The 21,854-nt window shown below is 69.4% G+C and carries 18 protein-coding genes and 1 tRNA gene; 9 read left to right on the forward strand and 10 right to left on the reverse strand.

From position 1 onward, the window contains the following. Positions 1–6: 6 nt before the first annotated feature. The 3 genes from AL346_RS09345 to AL346_RS09355 form a co-directional block, all read right to left on the reverse strand. Positions 7–939: a cupin-like domain-containing protein gene (locus AL346_RS09345; protein WP_019403759.1), complete on the reverse strand. Its 933-nt coding sequence runs from the start codon at positions 937–939 to the stop codon at positions 7–9. 5 nt (positions 940–944) lie between these two features. Next, complete coding sequence (locus AL346_RS09350; protein WP_245303230.1) at positions 945–2,186, reverse strand: GNAT family N-acetyltransferase; 1,242 nt, start codon at positions 2,184–2,186, stop codon at positions 945–947. Between the two features lie 122 nt (positions 2,187–2,308). Next, positions 2,309–2,512, reverse strand: a complete 204-nt coding sequence (locus AL346_RS09355; protein ID WP_019403761.1) for a hypothetical protein — start codon at positions 2,510–2,512, stop codon at positions 2,309–2,311. 238 nt (positions 2,513–2,750) lie between these two features. Between AL346_RS09355 and AL346_RS09360 the strand changes: the two genes are divergently transcribed. After that, a tRNA-Gly gene (locus AL346_RS09360) sits at positions 2,751–2,825 on the forward strand. A 231-nt stretch (positions 2,826–3,056) separates the two neighbouring features. Here the strand turns inward: AL346_RS09360 and AL346_RS25005 are convergent. From AL346_RS25005 to AL346_RS09375, 4 genes are all read right to left on the reverse strand, one after another. Next, entirely contained in the window at positions 3,057–3,782 is a 726-nt protein-coding gene (locus AL346_RS25005; protein WP_156332724.1) for a hypothetical protein, read from the reverse strand. Between the two features lie 536 nt (positions 3,783–4,318). Beyond that, positions 4,319–5,563: a GNAT family N-acetyltransferase gene (locus tag AL346_RS09365; protein WP_053193574.1), complete on the reverse strand. Its 1,245-nt coding sequence runs from the start codon at positions 5,561–5,563 to the stop codon at positions 4,319–4,321. A gap of 114 nt (positions 5,564–5,677) precedes the next feature. Next, entirely contained in the window at positions 5,678–6,868 is a 1,191-nt protein-coding gene (locus AL346_RS09370; protein ID WP_026015415.1) for a GTP-binding protein, read from the reverse strand. Between the two features lie 169 nt (positions 6,869–7,037). Further along, the gene (locus AL346_RS09375) at positions 7,038–8,330 is read right to left on the reverse strand and encodes a D-alanyl-D-alanine carboxypeptidase family protein (protein ID WP_082312473.1); all 1,293 of its coding nucleotides are present in this window, start codon (positions 8,328–8,330) and stop codon (positions 7,038–7,040) included. 225 nt (positions 8,331–8,555) lie between these two features. Here AL346_RS09375 and AL346_RS09380 point away from each other — a divergent pair, with 225 nt between their 5' ends. Both AL346_RS09380 and AL346_RS09385 read left to right on the forward strand, forming a co-directional pair. After that, positions 8,556–9,461 carry a DMT family transporter gene (locus tag AL346_RS09380; RefSeq protein ID WP_183318090.1) on the forward strand — a complete coding sequence of 302 codons (906 nt, stop codon included), beginning with the start codon at positions 8,556–8,558 and terminating at the stop codon, positions 9,459–9,461. A 76-nt stretch (positions 9,462–9,537) separates the two neighbouring features. Beyond that, positions 9,538–10,704, forward strand: a complete 1,167-nt coding sequence (locus AL346_RS09385) for an acetyl-CoA acetyltransferase (protein ID WP_019403766.1) — start codon at positions 9,538–9,540, stop codon at positions 10,702–10,704. A 114-nt stretch (positions 10,705–10,818) separates the two neighbouring features. Here the strand turns inward: AL346_RS09385 and AL346_RS09390 are convergent, their stop codons facing one another. Then, a complete protein-coding gene (locus AL346_RS09390; RefSeq protein ID WP_019403767.1) occupies positions 10,819–11,085 on the reverse strand; it encodes a BolA/IbaG family iron-sulfur metabolism protein in 267 nt (88 codons plus the stop codon). Positions 11,086–11,164: 79 nt separating this feature from the next. Between AL346_RS09390 and AL346_RS09395 the strand changes: the two genes are divergently transcribed. The 4 genes from AL346_RS09395 to AL346_RS09410 all read left to right on the forward strand — a co-directional run bounded on the left by AL346_RS09395 (position 11,165) and on the right by AL346_RS09410 (position 15,882). Continuing rightward, the gene (locus AL346_RS09395) at positions 11,165–11,785 is read left to right on the forward strand and encodes a J domain-containing protein (protein ID WP_019403768.1); all 621 of its coding nucleotides are present in this window, start codon (positions 11,165–11,167) and stop codon (positions 11,783–11,785) included. 161 nt (positions 11,786–11,946) lie between these two features. Continuing rightward, on the forward strand, positions 11,947–12,933 hold the full coding sequence (gene cobS / locus AL346_RS09400) for a cobaltochelatase subunit CobS (RefSeq protein ID WP_019403769.1): 987 nt from the start codon (positions 11,947–11,949) through the stop codon (positions 12,931–12,933). A 22-nt stretch (positions 12,934–12,955) separates the two neighbouring features. Further along, positions 12,956–14,857 (forward strand): cobaltochelatase subunit CobT, encoded by a 1,902-nt coding sequence (gene cobT, locus AL346_RS09405; protein WP_019403770.1) that lies wholly within the window; start codon positions 12,956–12,958, stop codon positions 14,855–14,857. Next, complete coding sequence (locus tag AL346_RS09410; protein ID WP_019403771.1) at positions 14,854–15,882, forward strand: esterase-like activity of phytase family protein; 1,029 nt, start codon at positions 14,854–14,856, stop codon at positions 15,880–15,882. The genes cobT and AL346_RS09410 overlap by 4 nt, the downstream gene beginning before the upstream one ends. Positions 15,883–15,884: 2 nt before the next feature. Here AL346_RS09410 and AL346_RS09415 read toward each other — a convergent pair whose 3' ends face one another. Further along, the gene (locus AL346_RS09415) at positions 15,885–16,508 is read right to left on the reverse strand and encodes a queuosine precursor transporter (protein WP_019403772.1); all 624 of its coding nucleotides are present in this window, start codon (positions 16,506–16,508) and stop codon (positions 15,885–15,887) included. A gap of 83 nt (positions 16,509–16,591) precedes the next feature. Next, positions 16,592–16,882 (reverse strand): 50S ribosomal protein L28, encoded by a 291-nt coding sequence (gene rpmB / locus AL346_RS09420; protein WP_019403773.1) that lies wholly within the window; start codon positions 16,880–16,882, stop codon positions 16,592–16,594. Positions 16,883–17,222: 340 nt separating this feature from the next. Between rpmB and AL346_RS09425 the strand changes: the two genes are divergently transcribed. Next, positions 17,223–18,032 (forward strand): DUF3108 domain-containing protein, encoded by an 810-nt coding sequence (locus AL346_RS09425; protein ID WP_157672269.1) that lies wholly within the window; start codon positions 17,223–17,225, stop codon positions 18,030–18,032. A 568-nt stretch (positions 18,033–18,600) separates the two neighbouring features. Next, the gene (locus AL346_RS09430; protein ID WP_026015417.1) at positions 18,601–21,810 is read left to right on the forward strand and encodes a helicase-related protein; all 3,210 of its coding nucleotides are present in this window, start codon (positions 18,601–18,603) and stop codon (positions 21,808–21,810) included. The last annotated feature ends 44 nt before the right edge of the window (positions 21,811–21,854 follow it).

The raw sequence follows: 21,854 nt of genomic DNA on the forward strand, positions 1-21,854 counted from the left end.
GTGATATCAGGCCTTCTTCTCACCATAGTAGTAATTCGCCTGCTTGCCGAAGACCAGGCCGCGCAGGGTGCGGCGCATGCCCTCCGAGCGTCGCAGCGGCTCGATGACAGCGCGCATGGCCCGGTAGGCGGCGACCTTCACGCCGTCCATCAGCGGGCTGGTCCCCGGCGCGGGCTGCGGAAACCCATATTTGCGCAGCAGGCCGTTGGCGCGCAGCAGGGTGTTGAGACGCTCCGCCCGCGGCGACTTCCAGGTGATGGCCATGGAGACGGAATGGCCGTCGCCGGTGCGCACCCAGTGCGGCCACAGGTGAGGCACGAAGAGCCCGTCGCCGGCCTGGAGCGAAAAGACCTGCGCCTTCTCCTCGTGGCGCGGGTCGTAGCGCTTGTTGCGGTGCTTGGAGGGCAGCATCTCCAGTTCCTCGTCGCTCAGCAGCGAGCGGTCGCGGTTGTCGAAGATGTGGAAGAACTTCGGCCCGCGGATCTGGACGAAGAAGTTCTCCTCCGGGTCGACATGGAAGGGCGTGGTCGCATTCGCGGAGGCGACGAAGACGAAGCCCTGGATGTCGTGGAAGCCTGCCTCCTCCAGGGAGCCGTGGCCGAGCTTCTCGGCGACGCCGGTCAGCACCTCCTCGAGGAGCGCGCGATAGGCCGGCTCCACCTCGACGCGCTTCAGCACCATCCAGGCGTTGCACTGCTCGATGCGGTGCACGACCTCCTCGGCCGGCATGTCGAGCGTCGGCACGTCTTCCGGCTTGACGCCCGGCGCGACATCGCCGGCGTTATACTCCACCCGGTCGCGCGGCAGCGTCTTGGCGAGGCGGGCGAGCGTGGTGAGCGAGAACAGCGGGTGGTCGGCGAGATTGTGGCGCGTGGCGAAGGGCTCGCGCGGGAAGCGGCTGGAAAAGTCGGCCTCGGTGGCGGTGATCTCGGCAATCATGGCTGTCAGTATCCCTTCAGGCGGTAGTAGACGTGCTTGGCCGCGCCGCGCAGGCGGCGACGCAGGTGCTCGAGGCGGGCGACGGCGGCCGGGAGGCCGTGGCCCTCCGGACGCAGGCCGATGAAGAGATCGGCGACGGCCATCCGTTCCGGCCACAGGTGGTCGATCATCGGATGGTCGGCGATGGCGCAGGAATCGGTGCGTTCCACCGTCGGGCGCTCGAGCTGGGACCGGGTGAGGGCCAGCGTCAGCTGAACCCCGGGCGAGAAGCGGGCGAACTGCTCGTCGTAGGCGATCTTCCAGAACCAGCTGTGGCTGCCGGCATCCAGCAGGAGGCCCGCGGCGACGGGTGTCGCGCCCGCGCGCAGCATGACGACCCGGCAGCGGCCTTCGCTGGCGAGCAGCCGCGTCATGGTGCGCACGAAGGTGGCCGTGCCGTTGGATTGCAGCAGGGCCGTACCGCGTTCCGCCTTCCAGCCGGACGCCTCGAGCGCGAGGAACATCTCGGTGGCGTCGCGCACGGCCTGCGGCTCGCTCGCCGTCTCGATGTGCACCTCGCCGAGGTCGCCGAGCCGGCGCAGCTGGCGGCGCAGTTCCTTCAGCTTCTTGCTCGGCAGACCCGCTGCCTGGAACGTCTCGGGGTCGTGCCCGCCGTTGAGCACGGCCCGCTCGTGACGGTCGAAGGGGCGAACCGGCAGGCCGCGGGCCTGGGCGGCGGCCGTGAGCGTCCGCGCCACCGCCCCCTCCGCCGGAAGCAGCGGGAACAGGATGCCGCCGGCCAGCGCGGCGCGCTCCGCCATGTGGTCGAGGAACGCGCCGGCGACGGCCGGGGCGTCGTCCGCATCGATCAGCGGCGTATCGAGGCCGCAGAACGGCATGTGCCACATGCGCGACACGCCGGGTACATCGATCCGCCGGCCGTCGGCGAGGAAGAGGCCGAGGAGATCGCGCGGCTCACGGCCGCTGTCCCGCCAGACGAGCACCGCGCCGGTGTGCTGTTCCGAGGCGATGTGCAGCGCGGCGGTGAGCGCGAAGGCGCGCTCGGTGAAGATGTTGCGCTCCAGCGCCCGGCGGGCGAGGTCGTCCCAGGCCTCCGCGAGGTCAGACAGTCCTGCAACGGGCCGCCGCTCGATGACGAAACGGCCGCCGGAGGCGGCTGTGAGGCCCGCAACAGGCCTTGTGGTGCCGCGCGCCGCGGGCGGCTTCTTGGGGATGTCCTGCAAGCGACGAGCGGCGTTGGATGTCATGCCGGCTGTTCCGATCTGCAACTTTTTGTCCCACCACGAAACGGGTCCGGCCGTCGTGCGGCCGGCTACGGGGGCTGTTGCATGGATCGTGCCGGCGTGAAGGCCGGGAGTGCCGTTCGGCGTCAGCGCGCGTGGTCGATGGCTGGCCGCGGATCTGTGGTCGTCTGCGCATCCGGCACATCCGACGCGGGCGCGCCGTAAAGCTTGTAGAGCTGTCGCGCGGCGCCGAGGCCGATGACGACCACGATGACGATGTAGGCGATGAGCCACAGACGCCGCTCGCGGCGACTCTCCCAGCCCGGCGGAACATTGGACGGATCGTCCATCGGCGCACCTCCGGCTGCAGCATGGCAGAGGCGTGGCGCCATCCGCAACGAGGCCGAGCCAGGAAGTTCGGCCAGGAAGCTGGGCCAGAAAATCGGCCAAGGAAACGGGGCAAGGAAAGCGGGGATGTATTGCCCTCGCCACGAAGCCCCATGGTGACAGCTGCGCCGGAACCGGCTATGGAAAGGCGTCGCCATCGTTGCATTGGAACGAATGCGCGACAGGCCGCACACCGGCTTCGCGGGTGTAGTTCAGTGGTAGAACGACAGCTTCCCAAGCTGTATGTCGAGGGTTCGATTCCCTTCGCCCGCTCCAAAAAATCAAGGAAATTAATTCCCCGGCTCCCGTCCCGTTCTCGTGGAGATCGGAGCGGAACGGGGCCATGAGGATCTGGATCGGGCAGGTCGGGACAAAATGTCCCGAAAACCCGCAGTGGCTGTCGGCTTGTTGCGCAGCGCTCAGAGCAGGGCTGGCTGTCGGCGCTCCGGCTGCGGTCCCTTCGCGGAGATGATCAGCTCCCTCCCATGCCGTGGCCCGGTGCGCACCCTAGAGGCCAAGCCATTTGTTGAGGATGCTGTAGCCGATGGGGCCATACCGGCGCTCGAGGGGCTCCAGAAGTTCATAGGTGGTCGTGCCCGGATGCAGTCGATCCAGAACTTCCTGCCGATCCTCGGGTCGCACGGTGACGAGCGTTCCATCCGGCCGCGTGACTGTCCAAACCTGCAGTGGTTGGGACGGGGGGCGCTGCCTCGTCGTTGGCGGCTCGTCCGTAAGTCCCAACGCCCACCTGAACTGGTCCGTTCTTTCCATGATGCGCCGTTCGGATTGAACCAGCGGATAGCTCACGTTGAGCCGCTTCGCGAGGTCTTTCGACTCGATCCACGGGCGCTCCTTTAATCCTTCCCTGATCTTCTGGCGATCTGGTCCGATCTCTTGAGTTCCGCCGTAAGCGGCTGCCGTGACAAGCCCGCATCGAAGAAAGGCTTGTCGCCTCTCCCAAACGGTATGTTCGCTGACGTTGTTTGCGCGCGCGAGCTCTTTGTTATTCTGTTCCGGATTATCCAATATGGCTTGTTCCAAATGCGTCAGCATGGGACGTATTCGGGAAAGCTGCACATCATACGCATCGAGTTCGCGCTGGATCGCAGCCGCAACGCTGGTTCCGGCCGCCTCCGGCGAAGTATCATGCGGCATACCCCGGTCCACCCGGTCCGGCGCAGCCGAGGCATGCGACGGACGGGACGCCTGTCGGGGCAATTGTTGATTGGGCATGGACTGTTCGAGGAGAGCCCGACTCGTGCTGGGCGCAGCCGGGCTCGACGGCGCGCGGGCACTCGCAGGTGATAAGGCTGCCCCTCGCCATGCATCCGGCTGAGACCTGCTCGCTCTCGGATGATCGGGCGAGATCTCGGCAGCCCGCCACCTCTCGCCTCCCGAGGCCGCATTCAAATCCCGGGAAGGACCATAGGCAGGCGGTGAAACAGGAGGGGTCAGCCCACTTTCATGCGGCATGTCCGGTGCAAGCAATACAAGGGGCGGAAATTCGGGGGACGCCTGGAAGGCCTGGGTAGGTTTGGGAGGTCTCGTCTGGCCGACGGGCGGGCTGCGATCCATGATTCTAAGCCTATAAACTGGTCAAAATGATAATCCATGTATGTGTCAATGAAGTTGTAGGCCGCTATTAGGAAAATGGGAAAAGAGGTTTCGTGGTTCAAATGCAATGCAATATATTTGCCATGTGAGCTTTCTCTCTTGAGATTCGCAAGCTCAGCCTCTTGGTGCGATGCCGGATAGGCCGCCTGTTGAAGTCACAATTTGAGCCTGTGGTAGGCGCGTTTTGCCGCGGCGCGGAGCGCCCGCCGCATCAGCTCGAGGCGCAGGGCCGTCCAGGTCCGGGCGTCGCCCGCCGGGCGCAGGCCGATGAAGAGATCCGTGACCGCCATGCGCTCGCGCCAGAGATGGTCGATCATCGGATGGTCGGCGATGGCGCAGGAATCCGTGCGGGTAAGGGTGGTCTCGGCCAACTGTCGGTGGGTCAGCGCGAGCGTGAGCTGCACGCCCGGGGAGAAGCGCGCGAAACGCTCGTCATAGGCGATCTTCCAGAACCAGGCCTGGTCTGCGCTCTGCAGCACGAGCGCTGCCGCCACCGGCATCTCGCCGACCGAGAGCGTCTCGACATGGCAGCGTCCCTCGCGCGCCAGCAGTCGGGTCATGGACCGCACGAAGGTGGCCGTGCCGTGGTCCTGCACGAGGGCGGTGCCGCGCGCGCCCTTCCAGCCCGAGGCCTCGAGGCCGAGGAACACCTCGGTCGCGTCCCGCACGCCCTGCGGGTCACGCGCTTCCTCGATCCGCACCCGGCCGTGGTCGCCCAGCCGGCGCAGCTGGCGGCGCAGGTCCTTCAGCTTCTTCGCCTTGAGGCCGGCGTGCAGGAGCCGTTCGGCATCCTGACCGCCATTGAGGACGGCGCGCTCGTGCCGGTCGAGCATGTGCACCGGCAGGCCCCGGGTGCGGGCGGCCTCCGCAAGCGCCGTCGCCACCGAGCCCTCGGCGGCCAGCATCGGCAGGACGAGGCCGGCGCCGGCGCGTGAGCGGCGGGAGAGGTGGTCGAGCAAAGCGGCGGCCACGGCGCCGCCATCATCGGCATCGATCAGCGGCGTGCCGAGGCCCGAGAGCGGCACGTGCCAGCCGCGGAGGAGGCCGGGCGCGCCAAGGCGCCGGCGCGCGGCGAGCAGGAGGAGGCCGGCGAGCTGCCGCTCGGCGTCGCGCTCGCGCCAGACGAGGACGGCGCAGGTGCCCTGCGCCCCGGCGAGGTGCTGCATCGCGGCGAGGGCGAACGGCCGCTCGGCGAACACGTTGCGCTCCAGCGCGCGGCGGGCGAGATCGTCCCAGGCCTCGGCGATGTCGCCGAGCTCGGTGCCGGCGCGCTCCTCGACCACGAGACTGCCCGCATCGGCATCGCACGGCTTTTCGCCCTTGCCGGGCGTGGACGGACGCGGCGAGCCGGCGGGGGCGATCACCGCGCCGAATCTGAAACGGACGACATTCGGTTCCATGGCGGCCCTGTCCCGCTTCTGCCCCTGGCGTCCCGTCGCGGGACGGATGTCGCCGTCGTGGAGCGGTCGATCATCCCAATAGCAGGGGGCGTGCCGGAAAGGCGCGCCGAAGGATCAGCGGTTTCCGCCGATGGCGAGCGGATTGTCGGTGAGCGCCTGGGCATCGGGCGTGTCGACCGCAGGCGTGCCGTCGAAGGCGCCCCACAGGCGCCTGACGAAGCTCTCGTCGAGGTCGCGCAGGATGAAGACGATGCGCGTGCGCCGGTCCCCGTCCGGCCAGGCGTCGAGCACCACCGGCGGGTGGAAGATATGTTGCACGCCATGGATGACCACCGGGTGCTCCGGCTCCTCCTTCACGGCGACGAGGCCCTTGACGCGCAGCAGGTTGGGCCCGTGCACCGAGCGCAGCAGGTCGAGAAAGAGGTCGAAGGAGGGGGCCGGGATCGGCCGGTCGCTGGTCAGGCAGAAGGCGCGGATACGCGCGTCGTGCCGGTTGACGTCGTGATGGTGGTGGCCGTGGCTGTGGCCGTGATCGTCGTGATGATGATGGTCATGATCAGGGTGGCCATGGTGATCGTGCCCGTGGCCATGATGATGCGCCTCCTCGAAGGCCTCGGCGCCGAGCCAGCGGGCGACGTCGCCGATCTTGCCATCCGGGCAGTAGAGGCCGTGGTCGAGAAGGCGTTCGGCGGTCGCGGCGGCATCGTCCACGCGCACGATGTCCGCCGCGGGGTTGAGGGCGGCAAGACGCGCCGTGAGCCGCTTCAGGCTGTCCGGGCTGCCCTCCGGCAGCAGATCGGCCTTGGTCAGGACGAGGCAGTCGGCCACGGCGGCCTGTTTCACCGCCTCCTCATGCGCATCGAGCGTCGCCTCGCCGTTGACAGCGTCGACGAGCGTCACGACCCCGTCGAGCGCATAGCGCATCGACAGGTAGGGGTGGCGCAGGATCGTGTGCAGGATGGGAGCGGGATCGGCGAGACCCGTGGTCTCGATGACGACGCGGCGGAAGGGGCGGATGCGGCCGTTGTCGCGCCGGCGCAGGAGGTCCTCCAGCGTCGCCACGAGATCGCCGCGGATGCTGCAGCACAGGCAGCCGGCCGCCATCAGCACGAGGTCCTCGTCGACCTTCTCGACGAAGAGGTGATCGAGCCCGATTTCGCCGAATTCGTTGATGACGACGATGGTGTCCGCCATCCACGGGTCGCGCAGCAGCCGGTTGAGCAGGGTCGTCTTCCCCGCCCCGAGGAAGCCGGTGACGACATTGAGCGGGATCGGCGCCGGACGGCCGGGCTGGGCAGCGGTCATGGAAAGAAAGTCCCGCATGGCTGGCGGGCCACCGGCCGTGCCGGCGGTCGCGTCAAACATTCCACGCCGCCGGCCCTGCGCCGGCGGCAATGTTCTACTATTACATTTGTCGCGCGATGGACAAGCGCAAGACCGGGCGAGCGCTGCCTGCGCGCGACCGGTCGGGCCGCTAATTGCCGCTCACCTTCCGGGCCGGCGGTGTCTTCTGCACGGCCTTTTTCGCAGGGGCCTTCGTCTTGATGGCGGGGCGCGGCGGCGGTCGCACGGCGCCCTGCAGCACCATCGGCCCACTGCCGCTGAGCGTGGTGCCCTCGGCCTCCTGCGGCGCGAAGGCGCGGGCGGCGGTCGGCGTCGCGGCCGGCGGCGTCGCGGCGACGGCGGCCGGGGCTGCTTTGGAGCCCGGGGCGCGGCCGACATAGACGTCGATGGGCGTCGTCGGCTCCCGCGGCCCGAGCGTGCCCGGCTTGTCGCCCATGACCTTGGAGAGGCCGGGGGAGGGCGAGAAGATATTGAACAGGCCGGCGTTCGCCTCGACCGGCTGGATCTCGTCGCCATCCTCGCCGACCGTGCCGCGGTTGCGGCCGCATACCGCCTCGCGCATGTCGGGCGGGGACGTGTAGGAGGCGGGCATGGCCTCCAGGCTCGAGCCGCCCCAGCCGGCGCTGGCGAAGCCCTTGTCGAAGAGCGCCGCGGCGCGGATCGTACGCTCGGTGGCATTGTGCGCGCCGAGCACCACGGTGATGAGGGTGCGCCCGCCCCGCGTCGCCGTGGCGACCACGTTGAAGCCCGAGGCGCAGATGAAGCCGGTCTTCATGCCGTCGGCGCCCGGATAGCGGCCGATGAGGCCGTTGGTGTTGCGCATGATGCGCTTGCCGAAGCGGATCGCCCCGATGCCGAAATAATCCTTGTACTGCGGAAATTCCGTCAGCAGCGCCCGGGCCAGCACGGCCATGTCGCGGGCGCTCGTGCGCTGGCGCTCGTCGGGCAGGCCGTGCGGGTTGACGAAATAGCTGTCGTGCATGCCGAGCCGGCTGGCGGAGGCATTCATCATGCCGGCGAAGTTCTCGACCGAGCCGCCGACCCCCTCCGCGAGCGCCACGGCCATGTCGTTGGCTGACTTGACCATGATCATCTTGAGGGCGTTGTCGACCGTCACCTCGGTGCCCGGCTTGAAGCCCATCTTGGAGGGGATGACGGCCGTGGCCGTCGCGCTCACCGCCAGCGGCGTCTCGAAGGTGACGCGCCCGGCGCGGATCTCACTGAGCACGACATAGGTCGTCATCAGCTTGGTGATCGAGGCCGGATACCAGGCGAGCGTCGCATCCTCCGCGTGCAGCACGCGGCCGGAACTGGCATCCACCACGATGGCGGGCGCGGCGAGCGCCATGGACGCCGAGAAAAAGAGTGCCGCAAGGCCGGAAAAAAGAGGTGCAGCCGTTCGCGAGAAGAGAGCGGATGTCATGTCGAACCTGTCCGGGTCGCCTGCCGGCGCATGGCCGACACCGTGGTGCGATGCGGCCCGAAGCAGTCCTCCCGGGCTTTCAAACCCGGAAGGCAAGCGTTTTCGCTGGTCAGTCGTAACCTGTATCGTCTGATTTGCATAGGGTCGCAGCCGCCTGTAGACAGCAATTGCGGCAGCGTCCGGGCGGACGGTGGCGTCTTCCACACCCCGTATCACCGGACGTCCATCGTGGTCACAGCCCTTCTGTGGATCCCCGCCACCATCGCGGCCGCGGCCGCGCAGACCCTGCGCAACGCCATGCAGCGCAGCCTGACCGATGTGCTCGGCACGGTCGGCGCGACGCAGGTGCGCTTTCTCTACGGCTTTCCTTTCGCCCTTCTCTTCCTCGCGCTCGTCACCGTCGTGACGGGGGAGGTTGTGCCGGCGCCGGGCGCGGGCTTCCTCGCCTTTGTCACGGGCGGGGCGCTGGCCCAGATCGCGGCGACGGCGCTCATGCTCGCCGCCATGCGCCGCGAGGGCTTCGCCGTCACCATCGCCTATACCAAGAGCGAGCCGGTGCAGGTCGCCCTCTTCGGCCTCATCGTCCTCGGCGACCGGCTGACCTTGCTCGGCGCCGGCGCGGTCGTCGTCGCGACGCTCGGCGTCGTCATGATGTCGGTGAAGCCGGGCAGCCGCCTCACCTCCCTTGCCCGCGGCGGGCCGGCGCTCGCCGGCATCGCCTCCGGCGCGTGTTTCGCGCTCGCCGCCATCGGCTTCCGCGGCGCCATCCTCGCCCTGCCGGAAGGCTCGTTCCTGGTGCGGGCGACGACGACGCTCGTCTTCGGGCTCGGCATCCAGACGCTGGTGCTCCTCGCCTATCTCGCCCTCTTCGACAGGGGCGCGCTCATCGGCAGCTTCCGGGCCTGGCGGCCGTCGCTCTTTGCCGGCTTCATGGGCGCGCTCGCCTCGCAGTTCTGGTTCGTCGGCTTCTCGCTCACGAGTGCAGCCAACGTGCGCACCCTCGCCCTCGTCGAGGTGTTCTTCGCCCAGATCGCGGCGCGGCGCCTCTTCGCCCAGTCGGCGTCGCGGCGCGAGATCGCCGGCATGCTCCTCGTCTGCCTCGGCGTCGCCATGCTCTTCGCCGCACAGTGATATGAGCGATAATCGGGTTGCGACCCGTCATAGGCGGGTGCACAGTGCGCCGCACAATGATGGGAGGATGACAGAAATGACCGCGGCAATCGTCGGCTGGGCCCACACGCCGTTCGGCAAGCTCGACACCGAGAGCGTCGAGAGCCTCATCGTCCGCGTCGCCAACGAGGCGCTCGCCCATGCCGGCATCGGCGCCGACGATGTCGACGAGATCGTGCTCGGCCATTTCAACGGCGGCTTCTCGCAGCAGGACTTCACGGCCTCGCTCGTGCTGCAGGCCGATCCCGCGTTCCGCTTCAAGCCGGCGACGCGCGTCGAGAACGCCTGCGCCACCGGCTCGGCCGCCGTCCATCAGGGCCTCAAGACCATCGCCGCCCGCGATGCGCGCGTCGTGCTCGTCGTCGGCGTCGAGCAGATGACGACGACGCCCGGGCCCGAGATCGGCAAGAACCTGCTCAAGGCCTCCTATCTCAAGGAGGAGGGCGACATCACCGGCGGCTTCGCCGGCGTCTTCGGCAAGATCGCCGGTGCCTATTTCCAGCGCCACGGCGACCAGTCCGACGCGCTCGCCATGATTGCGGCCAAGAACCACAAGAACGGCGTCGACAATCCTTATGCCCAGATGCGCAAGGATCTCGGCTTCGACTTCTGCCGCGCCGAGAGCGAGAAGAACCCCATCGTCGCCGGGCCGCTGAAGCGCACCGACTGCTCGCTCGTCTCCGACGGCGCGGCCGCCATCGTCCTCGCCGACATCGAGACGGCCTTGAGGATGCGCCGGGCCGTGGCCTTCCGCGGCACGGCCCATGCACAGGACTTCCTGCCCCTGTCGCGCCGCGACATCCTGAAGTTCGAGGGCTGCACCAGGGCTTGGGGCGAGGCGCTCGATCGCGCCGGCCTGACGCTCGACGACCTGTCCTTCGTCGAGACGCACGACTGCTTCACCATCGCCGAGCTCATCGAATACGAGGCCATGGGCCTCGTGCCCGAGGGCGAGGGTGCTCGGGCCATCAAGGAAGGCTGGACGGAGAAGGGCGGGCGCCTGCCGGTCAATCCCTCCGGCGGCCTCAAGGCCAAGGGCCATCCCATCGGCGCGACGGGCGTCTCCATGCACGCGCTCTCCGCCATGCAGCTGTGCGGCGAGGCCGGGGGCATCCAGGTGCCTGGCGCAACCCTCGCCGGCATCTTCAACATGGGCGGGGCGGCGGTCGCCAACTATGTCTCGGTGCTCGAGCGCATCAAGTAACGGCATCGCCTGCCGGCGGTCAGGGGCGCCTCGGGCGCCCCTTTGCATTCCAGGGGCCGATGCCCATATCCTGTGGGCGACTTCCCGCCGAAGCCGAAGATGTTCTGCCGAGGATCATTCCCCCGGCGCCCGCGTGGTCACGGCCAGCGCGTGCATGCCCTTGGCGAACTCCTCGGCGAGCAGGGCGTTGACCATGCGGTGGCGTTCGACGCGGCTCTTGCCGGCGAAGGCCGGGGAGGTGATATCGACACGGAAATGCGTCTCGCCACCCTCGCGCCAGCCGGAATGGCCGATGTGGTTGTCCGATTCGTCCGTGACCGTGAGGTGGGTGGGGGCGAGCCCCGCCGTGAGTTTGGCGCCGATGGCGTCCTTCATGCCCATGAGTGAACCCTGCATTGCAACGCCGCTGTGTCTCCGCGGCACTTGTTCTGATAACCGCGTCTCACATAAGCTCTGAGCCATGAATCTCAACTCGCCCCTCTTCGACCGCATCCGTGTCCGCCCCGCGGCGGAGGAGACGACGCGTCGCGACGAGCCGGCGTGCGAGCATCCGGGCTGCACGGGCCTCGGCCTGCATCGGGCGCCGAAGGGGCGCGGGCAGGAGGGCCAGTACTTCCGCTTCTGCCTCGAGCATGTGCGCGCCTACAACCAGTCCTACAACTACTTTTCCGGCATGAGCGAGGATGCCGTCGCCGCCTACCAGAAGGATTCGGTCATCGGCCATCGGCCGACGTGGAAGATGGGCGTCAACGGCGCCGCGCGCATGCGCTCCGCCGCCTATGCCAAGGCCGAGGACGAGGCGGAGGTGGTCGATCCGTTCGACTTCTTCGCCGGCGCGCGCGAGGCGCAGGGCACGACCCGTCGCACCGAGCCGGCCCGGCGCCTGTCCGCGCCGGCTGCCCAGGCGCTCGACACCCTCGGGCTCGACGAGACGGCCGATGCGCCTGCCATCAAGGCGCGCTACAAGCAGCTGGTGAAACGTTTTCACCCCGACGCCAACGGCGGCGACCGGTCCTTCGAGGCGCGGCTGCAGGAGATCATCCGCGCCTACAACACCCTGAAGACGGTCGGATTGTGCTGAACCACCTGTCGTCGTGATGGTCATGATGACGCATGGTGATTTGTGCGCGCCGGCGCGAGCCTATATCGAGTGCAATATCGATATATTTGGGCTTGCCCGCGGGCGGAGGCGGTGAAACTCTGCCGCGACACGGCGGGAAGTCCCGCCGATTGTGAGGAGCCATGCAAGCGACCACTGAAACGGGTGCGAACCTGCCCGACATGAAGCTGTCCGTGCGGCAGGTTTTCGGCATCGACACCGATCTCGAGGTGCCGGCCTATTCGACGCCCGAAGAACACGTTCCCGACCTCGATCCCGACTATCTCTTCGACCGGGAGACGACGCTCGCCATCCTCGCGGGCTTTGCCCGCAACCGCCGTGTCATGGTCACCGGCTATCACGGCACCGGCAAGTCGACGCATATCGAGCAGGTCGCGGCGCGCCTCAACTGGCCCTGCGTGCGCATCAATCTCGACAGCCATGTCAGCCGCGTCGATCTCGTCGGCAAGGACGCGATCGTGCTCAAGGAAGGCAAGCAGGTCACCGAGTTCCAGGACGGCATCCTGCCGTGGGCGCTGCAGCACAACGTCGCCCTCGTCTTCGACGAATATGACGCCGGCCGCCCGGACGTGATGTTCGTCATCCAGCGCGTGCTGGAATTGTCCGGCAAGCTGACGCTGCTCGACCAGAAGCGCGTCATCCGCCCGCACCCGGCCTTCCGCCTGTTCTCCACGGCCAATACCATCGGCCTCGGCGACACCTCGGGCCTCTACCACGGCACGCAGCAGATCAACCAGGGCCAGATGGACCGCTGGTCTATCGTGACGACGCTCAACTACCTGCCGCACGACAAGGAAGTGGCGATCGTCCTCGCCAAGGCCAAGCACTACCAGAGCGGTGAGGGTCGCGACATCGTCAACAAGATGGTGCGGCTGGCGGACCTGACGCGCAACGCCTTCATCAATGGCGACCTGTCGACGGTCATGAGCCCGCGCACGGTCATCACCTGGGCCGAGAACGCGGACATCTTCGCCGACATCGGCTTTGCCTTCCGCGTCACCTTCCTCAACAAGTGTGACGAGCTGGAGCGGCCGCTGGTGGCGGAGTTCTACCAGCGCTGCTTCGGCAAGGACCTGCCGGAATCGGCCGTCAACGTCGCCCTGAGCTGACGGGAGGCGAGAGGGCAGCGCCGTGAGCATCTCGAACCGCAAGCCCGCCACCTCGAAGGAGGGGCCGAGTGAGCCGCTGAAACGCGCCGTCGCCGGCACGATGCGGGCCATCTCCCGCCGGCCGGAGCTCGATGTCGCCTTCGCCGTCGACCGGCCGGCGCTCGTCGGCGAGCGTGCCCGCCTGCCCGAGCCTCCGCGCCGCATGAGCGAGGCGGACGCCGCCATCCTGCGTGGCCACGCCGATGCCATGGCGCTCCGGCTCGCCTGCCACGACGAGGCCGTGCACCGCCGCTTCGCCCCGGACGGGCAGGCTGCGCGGGCGCTGTTCGATGCCGTCGAACAGGCGCGTGTCGAGGCCATCGGCGCGCGGCGCATGAGCGGTGTCGCCGCCAATCTCACGGCGATGCTCGAGGACCGCTGCCACCGCGCCAACATGCAGGACGTCGCCGATCGCAGCGACGCCCCCATCGAGGAGGCGGTCGCCATGATCGTGCGCGAGCGGCTGACCGGCCAGCGCCCGCCGCCGTCGGCGCGCAAGCTGGTCGACATCTGGCGCGACGTGGTGGAGGACAAGGCGAGCCGCGAGCTCGACAGGCTGGCGTCCTCGGTGGAGGACCAGCGCCTGTTCGCCCGCGGCGTGCGCGACATCCTCGTCAACCTGGACATGGCCGACGAGACGGACCTCGACGCCGAGGACGAGGCGGACGACGACAGCGAGGACAAGTCCGACCAGCAGCAGGACGAGAACGAGGGCGAGGGCGAGCGCCAGTCGCAGGACGAGGGCGGCGAATCGGAGAGCGCCGCCGAGGCCATGCAGGAGCTCGAGGAGGGCATGAGCGAGGCCGCCGAGGCGCCCTCCGGCGAGATGCCCGACGATGCCGACGTCTCGGAGGCGGATGATGCCGGTGAATCCCGCCGCCCGCCGACATCGCTGTCCAACGAGCCGCGCGGCCCCGAGTACAAGGCCTTCTCGACGCGCTTCGACGAGACGGTTGCCGCCGAGGAGCTCTGCGATGCCGAGGAGCTGGCGCGGCTGCGCGGCTATCTCGACAAGCAGCTCGCCAATCTGCAGGGCGTCGTGGCGCGTCTCGCCAACCGCCTGCAGCGGCGCCTTCTCGCCCAGCAGAACCGCGCCTGGGAATTCGACCTCGAGGAGGGCATGCTCGACCCCGCGCGCCTGCCGCGCGTGGTGACGGACCCCTTCCAGCCGCTCTCCTTCAAGCGCGAGAAGGACACCGACTTCCGCGACACGGTGGTGAGCCTGCTCATCGACAATTCGGGCTCCATGCGCGGGCGGCCGATCACGGTGGCCGCAACCTGCGCCGACGTCCTCGCCCGCACGCTGGAGCGCTGCGGCGTCAAGGTGGAGATCCTCGGCTTCACGACGCGGGCCTGGAAGGGCGGGCAGTCGCGCGAGCTGTGGCTGCAGTCGGGCAAGCCGGGCAACCCCGGCCGCCTCAACGACCTGCGCCACATCGTCTACAAGGCGGCCGACGCGCCCTGGCGCCGCGCCCGGCGCAACCTCGGCCTGATGATGCGCGAGGGCCTCCTCAAGGAGAACATCGACGGCGAGGCGCTGGACTGGGCGCACAAGCGCCTCCTGGCGCGGCCCGAGCAGCGGCGCATCATGATGGTGATCTCGGATGGCGCGCCGGTCGACGATTCGACCCTGTCCGTCAATCCGGGCAACTATCTCGAGCGCCACCTGCGCCACGTCATTGCCGAGATCGAGGAGCGCTCGCCCGTCGAGCTCATCGCCATCGGCATCGGCCACGACGTCACGCGCTACTACCGCCGGGCGGTCACCATCGTCGATGCCGAGGAACTCGGCGGCGTGATGACCGAGAAGCTCGCCGAGCTGTTCGACGAGACGGCGAGCCGTGCCGCACCCGTCGCCGGCCGGCGCCAGCGCCTCCACGCATGAGATGGCCACGGCCGACGCGCCGCGCCCTCCTCGGGGGCGGGCTGGCGGCCGCGGGCCTCGCCGCCTTCGGGCTGCACCGCGTCAATGCCCGCCCGCCGGTGCCGGACGGGCCGGTGCGCCTCAATGTCGAGGCGCGCCGCATCGACGCCTTCCGTCCGGGCGATCCCGGCCGCCAGCGCTTCGGGGCGCTCGTCTTTCGCGGCGGGCTGCAGCTCAAGGCGGGCTATGAAGGGTTCGGCGGCTTTTCCGGCCTCGCCTTCGCGGACGACGGCCGGCTCGTCGCGATCTCCGATGCGGCCGAATGGCTCGTCGCCCGGCCGGAGCGCCAGGGCGATCGCCTCGTCGGCCTCGCCGAGGTGGTGATGGCGCCGATGCTCGCCGGCAACGGCGTGCCGCTGGCGGCAACATCGGCTTACGACACCGAGAGCCTCACGATCGCCGGCGGCACCGCCTATGTCGGCGTCGAGCGCGTGCACCAGATCCTGAAGTTCGACTGGGCCCGGTCGGGCGTCGCGGCACGCGCCGAGCGTGTTGCCGTGCCGGACGAGGCACGTCGCCTGCCCCGCAACCGCGGGCTCGAGGCCATCGGCGTCGCGCCGCGCGGCAGCCCCGTCGCCGGTGCCATCGTCGCCATTGCCGAGCGCTCGGGCGAGGACGAGACGGCCGGCTTCATCATCGGCGGGCGGCGGCCCGGCCGGTTCGCGTTCGGCCGGCGGGACGGCTTCGACGTGACGGATCTCGCCTTCCTGCCCGGCGGCGATCTGATCGTGCTGGAGCGGCGCTACGTGCCGCCCTTCAGCATCGGCATGCGCATCCGGCACATCGAGGGACGGGCGCTCGTGCCGGGCGCCGTCCTCGACGGCACGGCGCTCATCGAGGCGGACAACGGCTATGAGATCGACAACATGGAGGGGCTCGCCGTGCGCCGCGGCGCCGCGGGCGAGACCATCCTCACCGTCATCTCCGACAACAATTTCTCGATGATGCAGCGCACGCTGCTGCTGGAGTTCGCCCTGGCGCCCTAGTGTCAGGAGGCACGGGCCTCGACCGCAGGCCGCACGAGGCCCATGAGGGCGCCGTAGGGCACCAGCATGGCGAGCGCCATCACGACCTTGACGAGGAAGTCGCAGACCGCCCAGCCGATCCAGACGGGAACGGTCGTCGAAAGCGGCCCGCCGCCATAGGTGGCGAGATCGGTCACATCGCCCGCGAAGGCGAGCGTGAAGAACAGGGCCGTGTCGAGCGCCGAGCCGAGAAGGCTGCCGGTCAGCGGCGCCTTCCACCACGCGAGCCGGCGCAGGCGATTGAACACGCCGATGTCGAGCAGTTGCCCGACGAGAAAGGCGGTGCCCGACGCGAAGGCGATGCGCGGGCTCGCGGCGACAACGGAAGCCGCCAGCGCCAGCACGAAGCCGACGATGACGAGGCGGCGCGCCGTCGCGGCGCCATAGCGGCGGTTGGTCAGGTCGGTGACGAGGAAGGCGACCGGATAGGTGAAGGCGCCCCAGGTCAGGTAATCCTCGAGGCCCCAGGGCGTGAAGGGGTGCTGCACCGCGACGTTGGAGGCGAGCACCACCAGCGCCATGGCGGTGACCGGCGCCCACAGGCGGCGCGTCTGCGCCGGCAGGATGGGGCGTCGATCACGGTCCATGGCCGGCTCCTCTCACCAGTCGCGGGCGTCCAAACGCAAACGGGCGGCCGTGAGCCGCCCGCAGGAAGACTGGCGCGCCGGCCTTATTCGGCGGCGGCGAGCTTCTTCTCGACCTCGCGCTTGAGCACGCGGGCGCCCTGCGACAGGTCGCCCTCGGAGGCCTTGACGAGGAAGGCATCGAGGCCGCCGCGGTGCTCGACCGAGCGCAGGGCGGCAGCGGCGATGCGCAGGCGAACGGCGCGGCCGAGCGCATCCGACTGCAGCGTGACGTTGCACAGGTTCGGCAGGAACCGGCGCTTGGTCTTGCGGTTCGAGTGGCTCACGAGGTGGCCGGTCAGAACCGCCTTGCCCGTCAGTTCACAACGGCGTGCCATGATTATTCGTCCTCAACGCTACAGGTGCCGCCGACCAGGCAAAGCCCCATGACCGGCAACCGTCGCCGGCGGCTGGGCACCACATGTCCCGAGAAAGTCGCGGGTGTATAGTGGACTTCGCCTGTGTTCGTCAAGGACGTGAACGCGCCCATCTCGCCAAATGGCGCAGGAAGCGCCACGATTCGGACTGATTCGCAGGCCAGTAAGGACGAGCGGGCATCCGGGGTTCGACATGCAGGCGCGCTACCGATCGACGCGGTGGAAGGTTCTTCCCCGCATGCTGGGCCGCTCCGGCTGGAGCATGGCCTGTCTTCGCGCGTCCGCGGGCGCGTCCCTTGCCTTGGCAGCCTTCGTGGCGCCGGCCGCGGCCGGCACGGTCGAGGCGAGATACGACATTTCGCTGATGGGCTTCAAGATCGGCGTGGCCACCGTCAAGGCGGATATCGACGGGGATCGCTACGACCTCTCGATCTGGGCCAAGCTCACCGGCCTTGCCGGGGTCATGACCAGCGGCAAGGGCGCCGCCACGGCGACGGGGAGCCTGGCCAGCAGCCGTCCCGCCCCGGGCACCTTCGCCATCACCACCGCGGGCTCCGAAAAATCCATCACCGTGCGCATGGCGATGTCCGGCGGCGCCGTCCAGGCCGTCGAGGTCAATCCGGAGATCGAGCCGCACCCCGACCGAATCGCCGTCACCGATGCGCATCGGCGCAACGTGCTCGATCCGGTCAGTGCCCTCTTGATGCCCGTCTCGGCCACGCTGTCGCCGACGAATGCCGCGAGCGCGGGCCCGAACGCCTGCCGGCGCACGCTGCCCATCTTCGACGGGGCGGCCCGCTACGACGTCACCCTGTCGCCGAGGACGGTGCGCACGGTGAACGGCAACGGCTATCAGGGGCCTGTCGCGGTCTGCGACGTGCGCTATTCCGCCATCGCCGGGCACCGCGCCAACCGCAAGGTGACCAAGTTCATGGAAGAAAACAGGGACATGCAGGTGTGGCTCGCGCCGCTCGCCGGCACGCGCCTGTTCATGCCCTACCGCATTGCCGTGCGCACGCCCATCGGCCTCAGCGAGATCGAGGCGACGAGCCTGACGATGGACGGCGTCCCGCTTGGGCGGGACATGTCGCCGGTGCGCGCCCAGAACTGAGGCGGTTGCGGGCGGGACCGGCGCTTCACGGTTCTGCGAGCGAGGCATACGTGCGGCCCCGATTCCTGTTCCATTTCAGCACGTCGCGGTAAACGCGTGGCGTCCCTCGGGCCGGGGTGCGCTCGTGGCGCCGATGGCGGCTTGTGCTCTCTCGCGGGAGGCGGCCACAATATCTTGTGGGGACCGGATCGGGAACGGCGCCTTCGCAGTGATTCGTCGCATCTCTGTTCCCGTTTCGGCCTGATCGTTAACGTCCCGGAGGCTCACGGCTCTCCGGCGCGTTAAGGATCGCCGGCTGCAGGAAGCCTCTGCCCGTTAACCGTTCCGCGTGCTTCATCGCGCCGCGGCAGGACCTTCGATGGCGGGCATTTGTGGCGCAGGGCAGGTCCGGCCACCATATGTCGTAGCGAACGAATCCTGATTCTCCACGAGTCAGCGATTCGGGCTCCCTTCGTTCGCGGCCTGTTCGCATCGTTAAAAAGCGCGCGGGCGGGCGTTCCGCTGTGGTACAGGAGGGCGCCGGGGCAAAGCCTCGCGGCGCCGGGCCGTTTGTCGTAATCGGGATCGCATGCTTCTTCGATCATTGCCGCCTTCCGTGCGCGCCCGCGGGGTCACCGCCGTGCTCGGGCCGACCAACACGGGCAAGACGCATCTCGCCATCGAGCGCATGCTGGCGCACGAGAGCGGGGTGATCGGCCTGCCGCTGCGCCTCCTGGCGCGGGAGGTCTACGGCCGTCTCGTCGAGCGCGCCGGCGCCGATCAGGTCGCGCTCGTCACCGGCGAGGAGAAGATCAAGCCGCTCAACGCCCGCTACTGGGTGGCGACGGTCGAGGCCATGCCGCGCGACCTCGACGTCGCCTTCTGCGCCATCGACGAGATCCAGCTCGCCAGCGACTTCGACCGCGGCCACGTCTTCACCGACCGGCTGCTCAACCAGCGCGGCCGCTCCGAGACCCTGATCATCGGCGCGGCCACCATGCGTCCGCTGGTCGAGAAGCTGCTGCCGGGCGCCAACATCGTCTCGCGGCCGCGCCTGTCGCAGCTGAGCTATGCCGGCGAAAAGAAGATCACGCGGCTGCCGCGCCGCTCGGCCGTCGTCGCCTTTTCGGCCGAGGAGGTCTATGCCGTCGCCGAGCTCATCCGCCGGCAGAAGGGCGGGGCGGCCGTCGTGCTCGGGGCCTTGAGCCCGCGCACCCGCAACGCCCAGGTCGAGCTCTACCAGTCCGGCGACGTCGACTATCTCGTCGCCACCGACGCCATCGGCATGGGCCTCAACCTCGACGTCGACCATGTCGCCTTCGCCAGCGAGAGGAAGTTCGACGGCTACGGCTTCCGCCAGCTGACACCCGCCGAATTCGGCCAGATCGCCGGCCGCGCCGGGCGCCACATGCGTGATGGCACCTTCGGCACCACGGGCCGCTGCCCGCCCTTCGATTCCGAGCTCGTCACGGCGCTCGAGGACCATGCCTTCGAGCCGGTGCGCATGCTGCAGTGGCGCAACCCGGATCTCGACTTCGCCTCGCTGGCTGCCCTGCAGCGCAGCCTCGCCGCGCCGCCGCGCGAGGAAGGGCTGACGCGCGCGCCGACCGCCGAGGACGAGGCGGCGCTCGACATCGCCGCCCGCGATGCCGAGGTGCGCCGCCTCGCCGGCTCGCGCGCGGCGGTCGAACGCCTGTGGGAGGTGTGCCAGGTGCCGGACTACCGGCGCGTCGCATCGGCCGCTCATGCCGACCTCGTCGTCACGATTTACCGCGATCTCGTCAGCAACGGCGTGCTAGCGGAGGACTGGTTCGCCCGTCAGGTCGGCCTCGTCGACCGTACCGACGGCGACATCGACACCCTCTCCGCACGCATCGCACAGGTGCGCACATGGACCTTCGTCGCCAACCGTCCCGACTGGTTGACCGATCCCGAGCATTGGCAGGCGCGAACCCGTCAGGTAGAGGACAGGCTGTCGGATGCGCTGCACGAGCGTCTGGCCAGCCGGTTCGTCGACCGGCGCACCAGCGTCCTGATGCGGCGTTTGAGAGAGAATGCGATGCTTGAAGCGGAAGTCACCGCCGCTGGGGACGTTCTGGTCGAAGGCCAGCACGTGGGCCAGCTCCACGGATTTCAGTTCGCCGCGGACCCGCAGGCGGACGGCACCGAAGCCAAGGCTCTGCGCGCCGCGGCGCAGAAGGCGCTGGCCGGCGAGATCGAGATGCGCGCCGAGCGCCTCGCCAACGCCGGCGACGAGACGTTCGTGCTCGCGAACGACGGGGTCGTGCGCTGGATGGGCGAGGCCGTGGCGCGGCTGGTGCCGGGCGAGAAGCTGCTGGGCCCGCGCCTGCGCATCCTCTCCGACGAGCATCTGACCGGCCCGGCGCGCGACAAGGTCGAGCAGCGATTGGAGCTGTGGCTCAAGGCGCATGTCGCCAAGCTGCTCGGGCCGCTCATCGCGTTGGAGGAGGCAAGCGAGCTCAACGGCATCGCCCGCGGCATCGCCTTCCAGATCGCCGAATCCCTCGGCGTGCTCGACAGGGCGCGCGTGGCGCAGGAGGTGAAGGGCCTCGACCAGGAGCAGCGCGGCGCCCTGAGGCGCATGGGCGTGCGCTTCGGCGCCTATCATCTCTACCTGCCCCAGCTCCTGAAGCCGGCGCCGCGGGCGCTCGCCGCCCAGCTGTGGGCGCTCAAGCACGGCGGCCTCGACGTCAAGGGGCTCGACGACATCCCCCATCTCGCCGCCTCGGGGCGCACCTCGATCCCGGTCGATGCCGAGGCGCCGAAGGCGCTCTATCGCGCCGCCGGCTTCCGCGTCTGCGGCGAGCGGGCCGTCCGCGTCGACATCCTCGAGCGCCTCGCCGATCTCATCCGCCCGGCCATCGCCTACCGGCCCGGCACGACGCCCGGCGAGCCGCCGGCCGGCGCCGCCGACGGTGACGCCTTCGTCGTCACCGTCGCCATGACGTCGCTCGTCGGCTGCTCGGGCGAGGACTTCTCGTCGATCCTTAAGGCGCTCGGCTATGTCATGGACCGCCGCACGGGCCCGGCCATCACGGTGCCGCTCGTGCCGGCGCCCCGGCAGGTGACGCCGCCCGAGCGTGGAGCCGAAGCCGCTGCCGCGGAACCGGCCGAGCCCGCCGGAACGGAAGGCGAAGCCGCGGCTTCTGACGCCGCACCTCCCGAGAGCGAAGGAGCGGTCGAGGACACCGAGGCACAGGCTGCTGCCCCGGAGGCCGCCAACGAAACCGTTGCCGAGGCCGAGGCTGCCGAGCCGGCCGCCACCGAGGTGCCGGCCGAAGCGCCCGCCGACGAGCCGCAGCTCACGGTGGGATCGGCATCCCAGGAGCCGGCATCCCAGGAGCCGGCCTCGCAGGAGCCAGCCGCTCGGGAGGCTGGGCCGGAGGAGGCCGCTGCGGCCGATCCGGCCGAGCCGGTCCTGATCGAGGTGTGGCGCCCGCATCGCCATCACCATCACGCCCAGCAGCGGCAGGGCGCGGACAAGCGCGGCCGCCGCCATGGCCGAGGCGAGGCGCCGCGCGAAGGCGCAGCGGGACGGCCGGAGGCTCCGGCGGTGCGCGGGCCGATGCGCCCGGCCCAGCCGCGCAACGGTGCCCCGGGCGGCGGGCGGCCGGCGGACAAGCGGGCCGACGGCGGGCAGCGCCGCGGCAAGCCGGGAGAGGGACGCGGCGAGCGCCGCCACGAGCAGCGCAGCGAGCGGGCGCCCGATCCCAATTCGCCTTTCGCCAAGCTGCTCGCCCTCAAGCAGCAGCTGGAATCGCGGGACGACAAGAAGTAGCGGCGCCGCGGGGCGCGAGCCCCGCCGCCCGCGCGGGCGGAGTG

The organism is Chelatococcus sp. CO-6, from assembly GCF_001271345.1.
GTDB lineage: Bacteria > Pseudomonadota > Alphaproteobacteria > Rhizobiales > Beijerinckiaceae > Chelatococcus_A > Chelatococcus_A caeni.

Bases quoted from the DNA above. Each gene is read 5' to 3' on its own strand.
- AL346_RS09345 (WP_019403759.1), bottom strand. From the start codon at position 939: ATGATTGCCGAGATCACCGCCACCGAGGCCGACTTTTCCAGCCGCTTC.
- AL346_RS09350 (WP_245303230.1), bottom strand. From the start codon at position 2,186: ATGACATCCAACGCCGCTCGTCGCTTGCAGGACATCCCCAAGAAGCCG.
- AL346_RS09355 (WP_019403761.1), bottom strand. From the start codon at position 2,512: ATGGACGATCCGTCCAATGTTCCGCCGGGCTGGGAGAGTCGCCGCGAG.
- AL346_RS25005 (WP_156332724.1), bottom strand. From the start codon at position 3,782: ATGCCCAATCAACAATTGCCCCGACAGGCGTCCCGTCCGTCGCATGCC.
- AL346_RS09365 (WP_053193574.1), bottom strand. From the start codon at position 5,563: ATGGAACCGAATGTCGTCCGTTTCAGATTCGGCGCGGTGATCGCCCCC.
- AL346_RS09370 (WP_026015415.1), bottom strand. From the start codon at position 6,868: ATGACCGCTGCCCAGCCCGGCCGTCCGGCGCCGATCCCGCTCAATGTC.
- AL346_RS09375 (WP_082312473.1), bottom strand. From the start codon at position 8,330: ATGACATCCGCTCTCTTCTCGCGAACGGCTGCACCTCTTTTTTCCGGC.
- AL346_RS09385 (WP_019403766.1), top strand. From the start codon at position 9,538: ATGACCGCGGCAATCGTCGGCTGGGCCCACACGCCGTTCGGCAAGCTC.
- AL346_RS09390 (WP_019403767.1), bottom strand. From the start codon at position 11,085: ATGGGCATGAAGGACGCCATCGGCGCCAAACTCACGGCGGGGCTCGCC.
- AL346_RS09395 (WP_019403768.1), top strand. From the start codon at position 11,165: ATGAATCTCAACTCGCCCCTCTTCGACCGCATCCGTGTCCGCCCCGCG.
- cobS (WP_019403769.1), top strand. From the start codon at position 11,947: ATGCAAGCGACCACTGAAACGGGTGCGAACCTGCCCGACATGAAGCTG.
- AL346_RS09410 (WP_019403771.1), top strand. From the start codon at position 14,854: ATGAGATGGCCACGGCCGACGCGCCGCGCCCTCCTCGGGGGCGGGCTG.
- AL346_RS09415 (WP_019403772.1), bottom strand. From the start codon at position 16,508: ATGGACCGTGATCGACGCCCCATCCTGCCGGCGCAGACGCGCCGCCTG.
- rpmB (WP_019403773.1), bottom strand. From the start codon at position 16,882: ATGGCACGCCGTTGTGAACTGACGGGCAAGGCGGTTCTGACCGGCCAC.
- AL346_RS09430 (WP_026015417.1), top strand. From the start codon at position 18,601: ATGCTTCTTCGATCATTGCCGCCTTCCGTGCGCGCCCGCGGGGTCACC.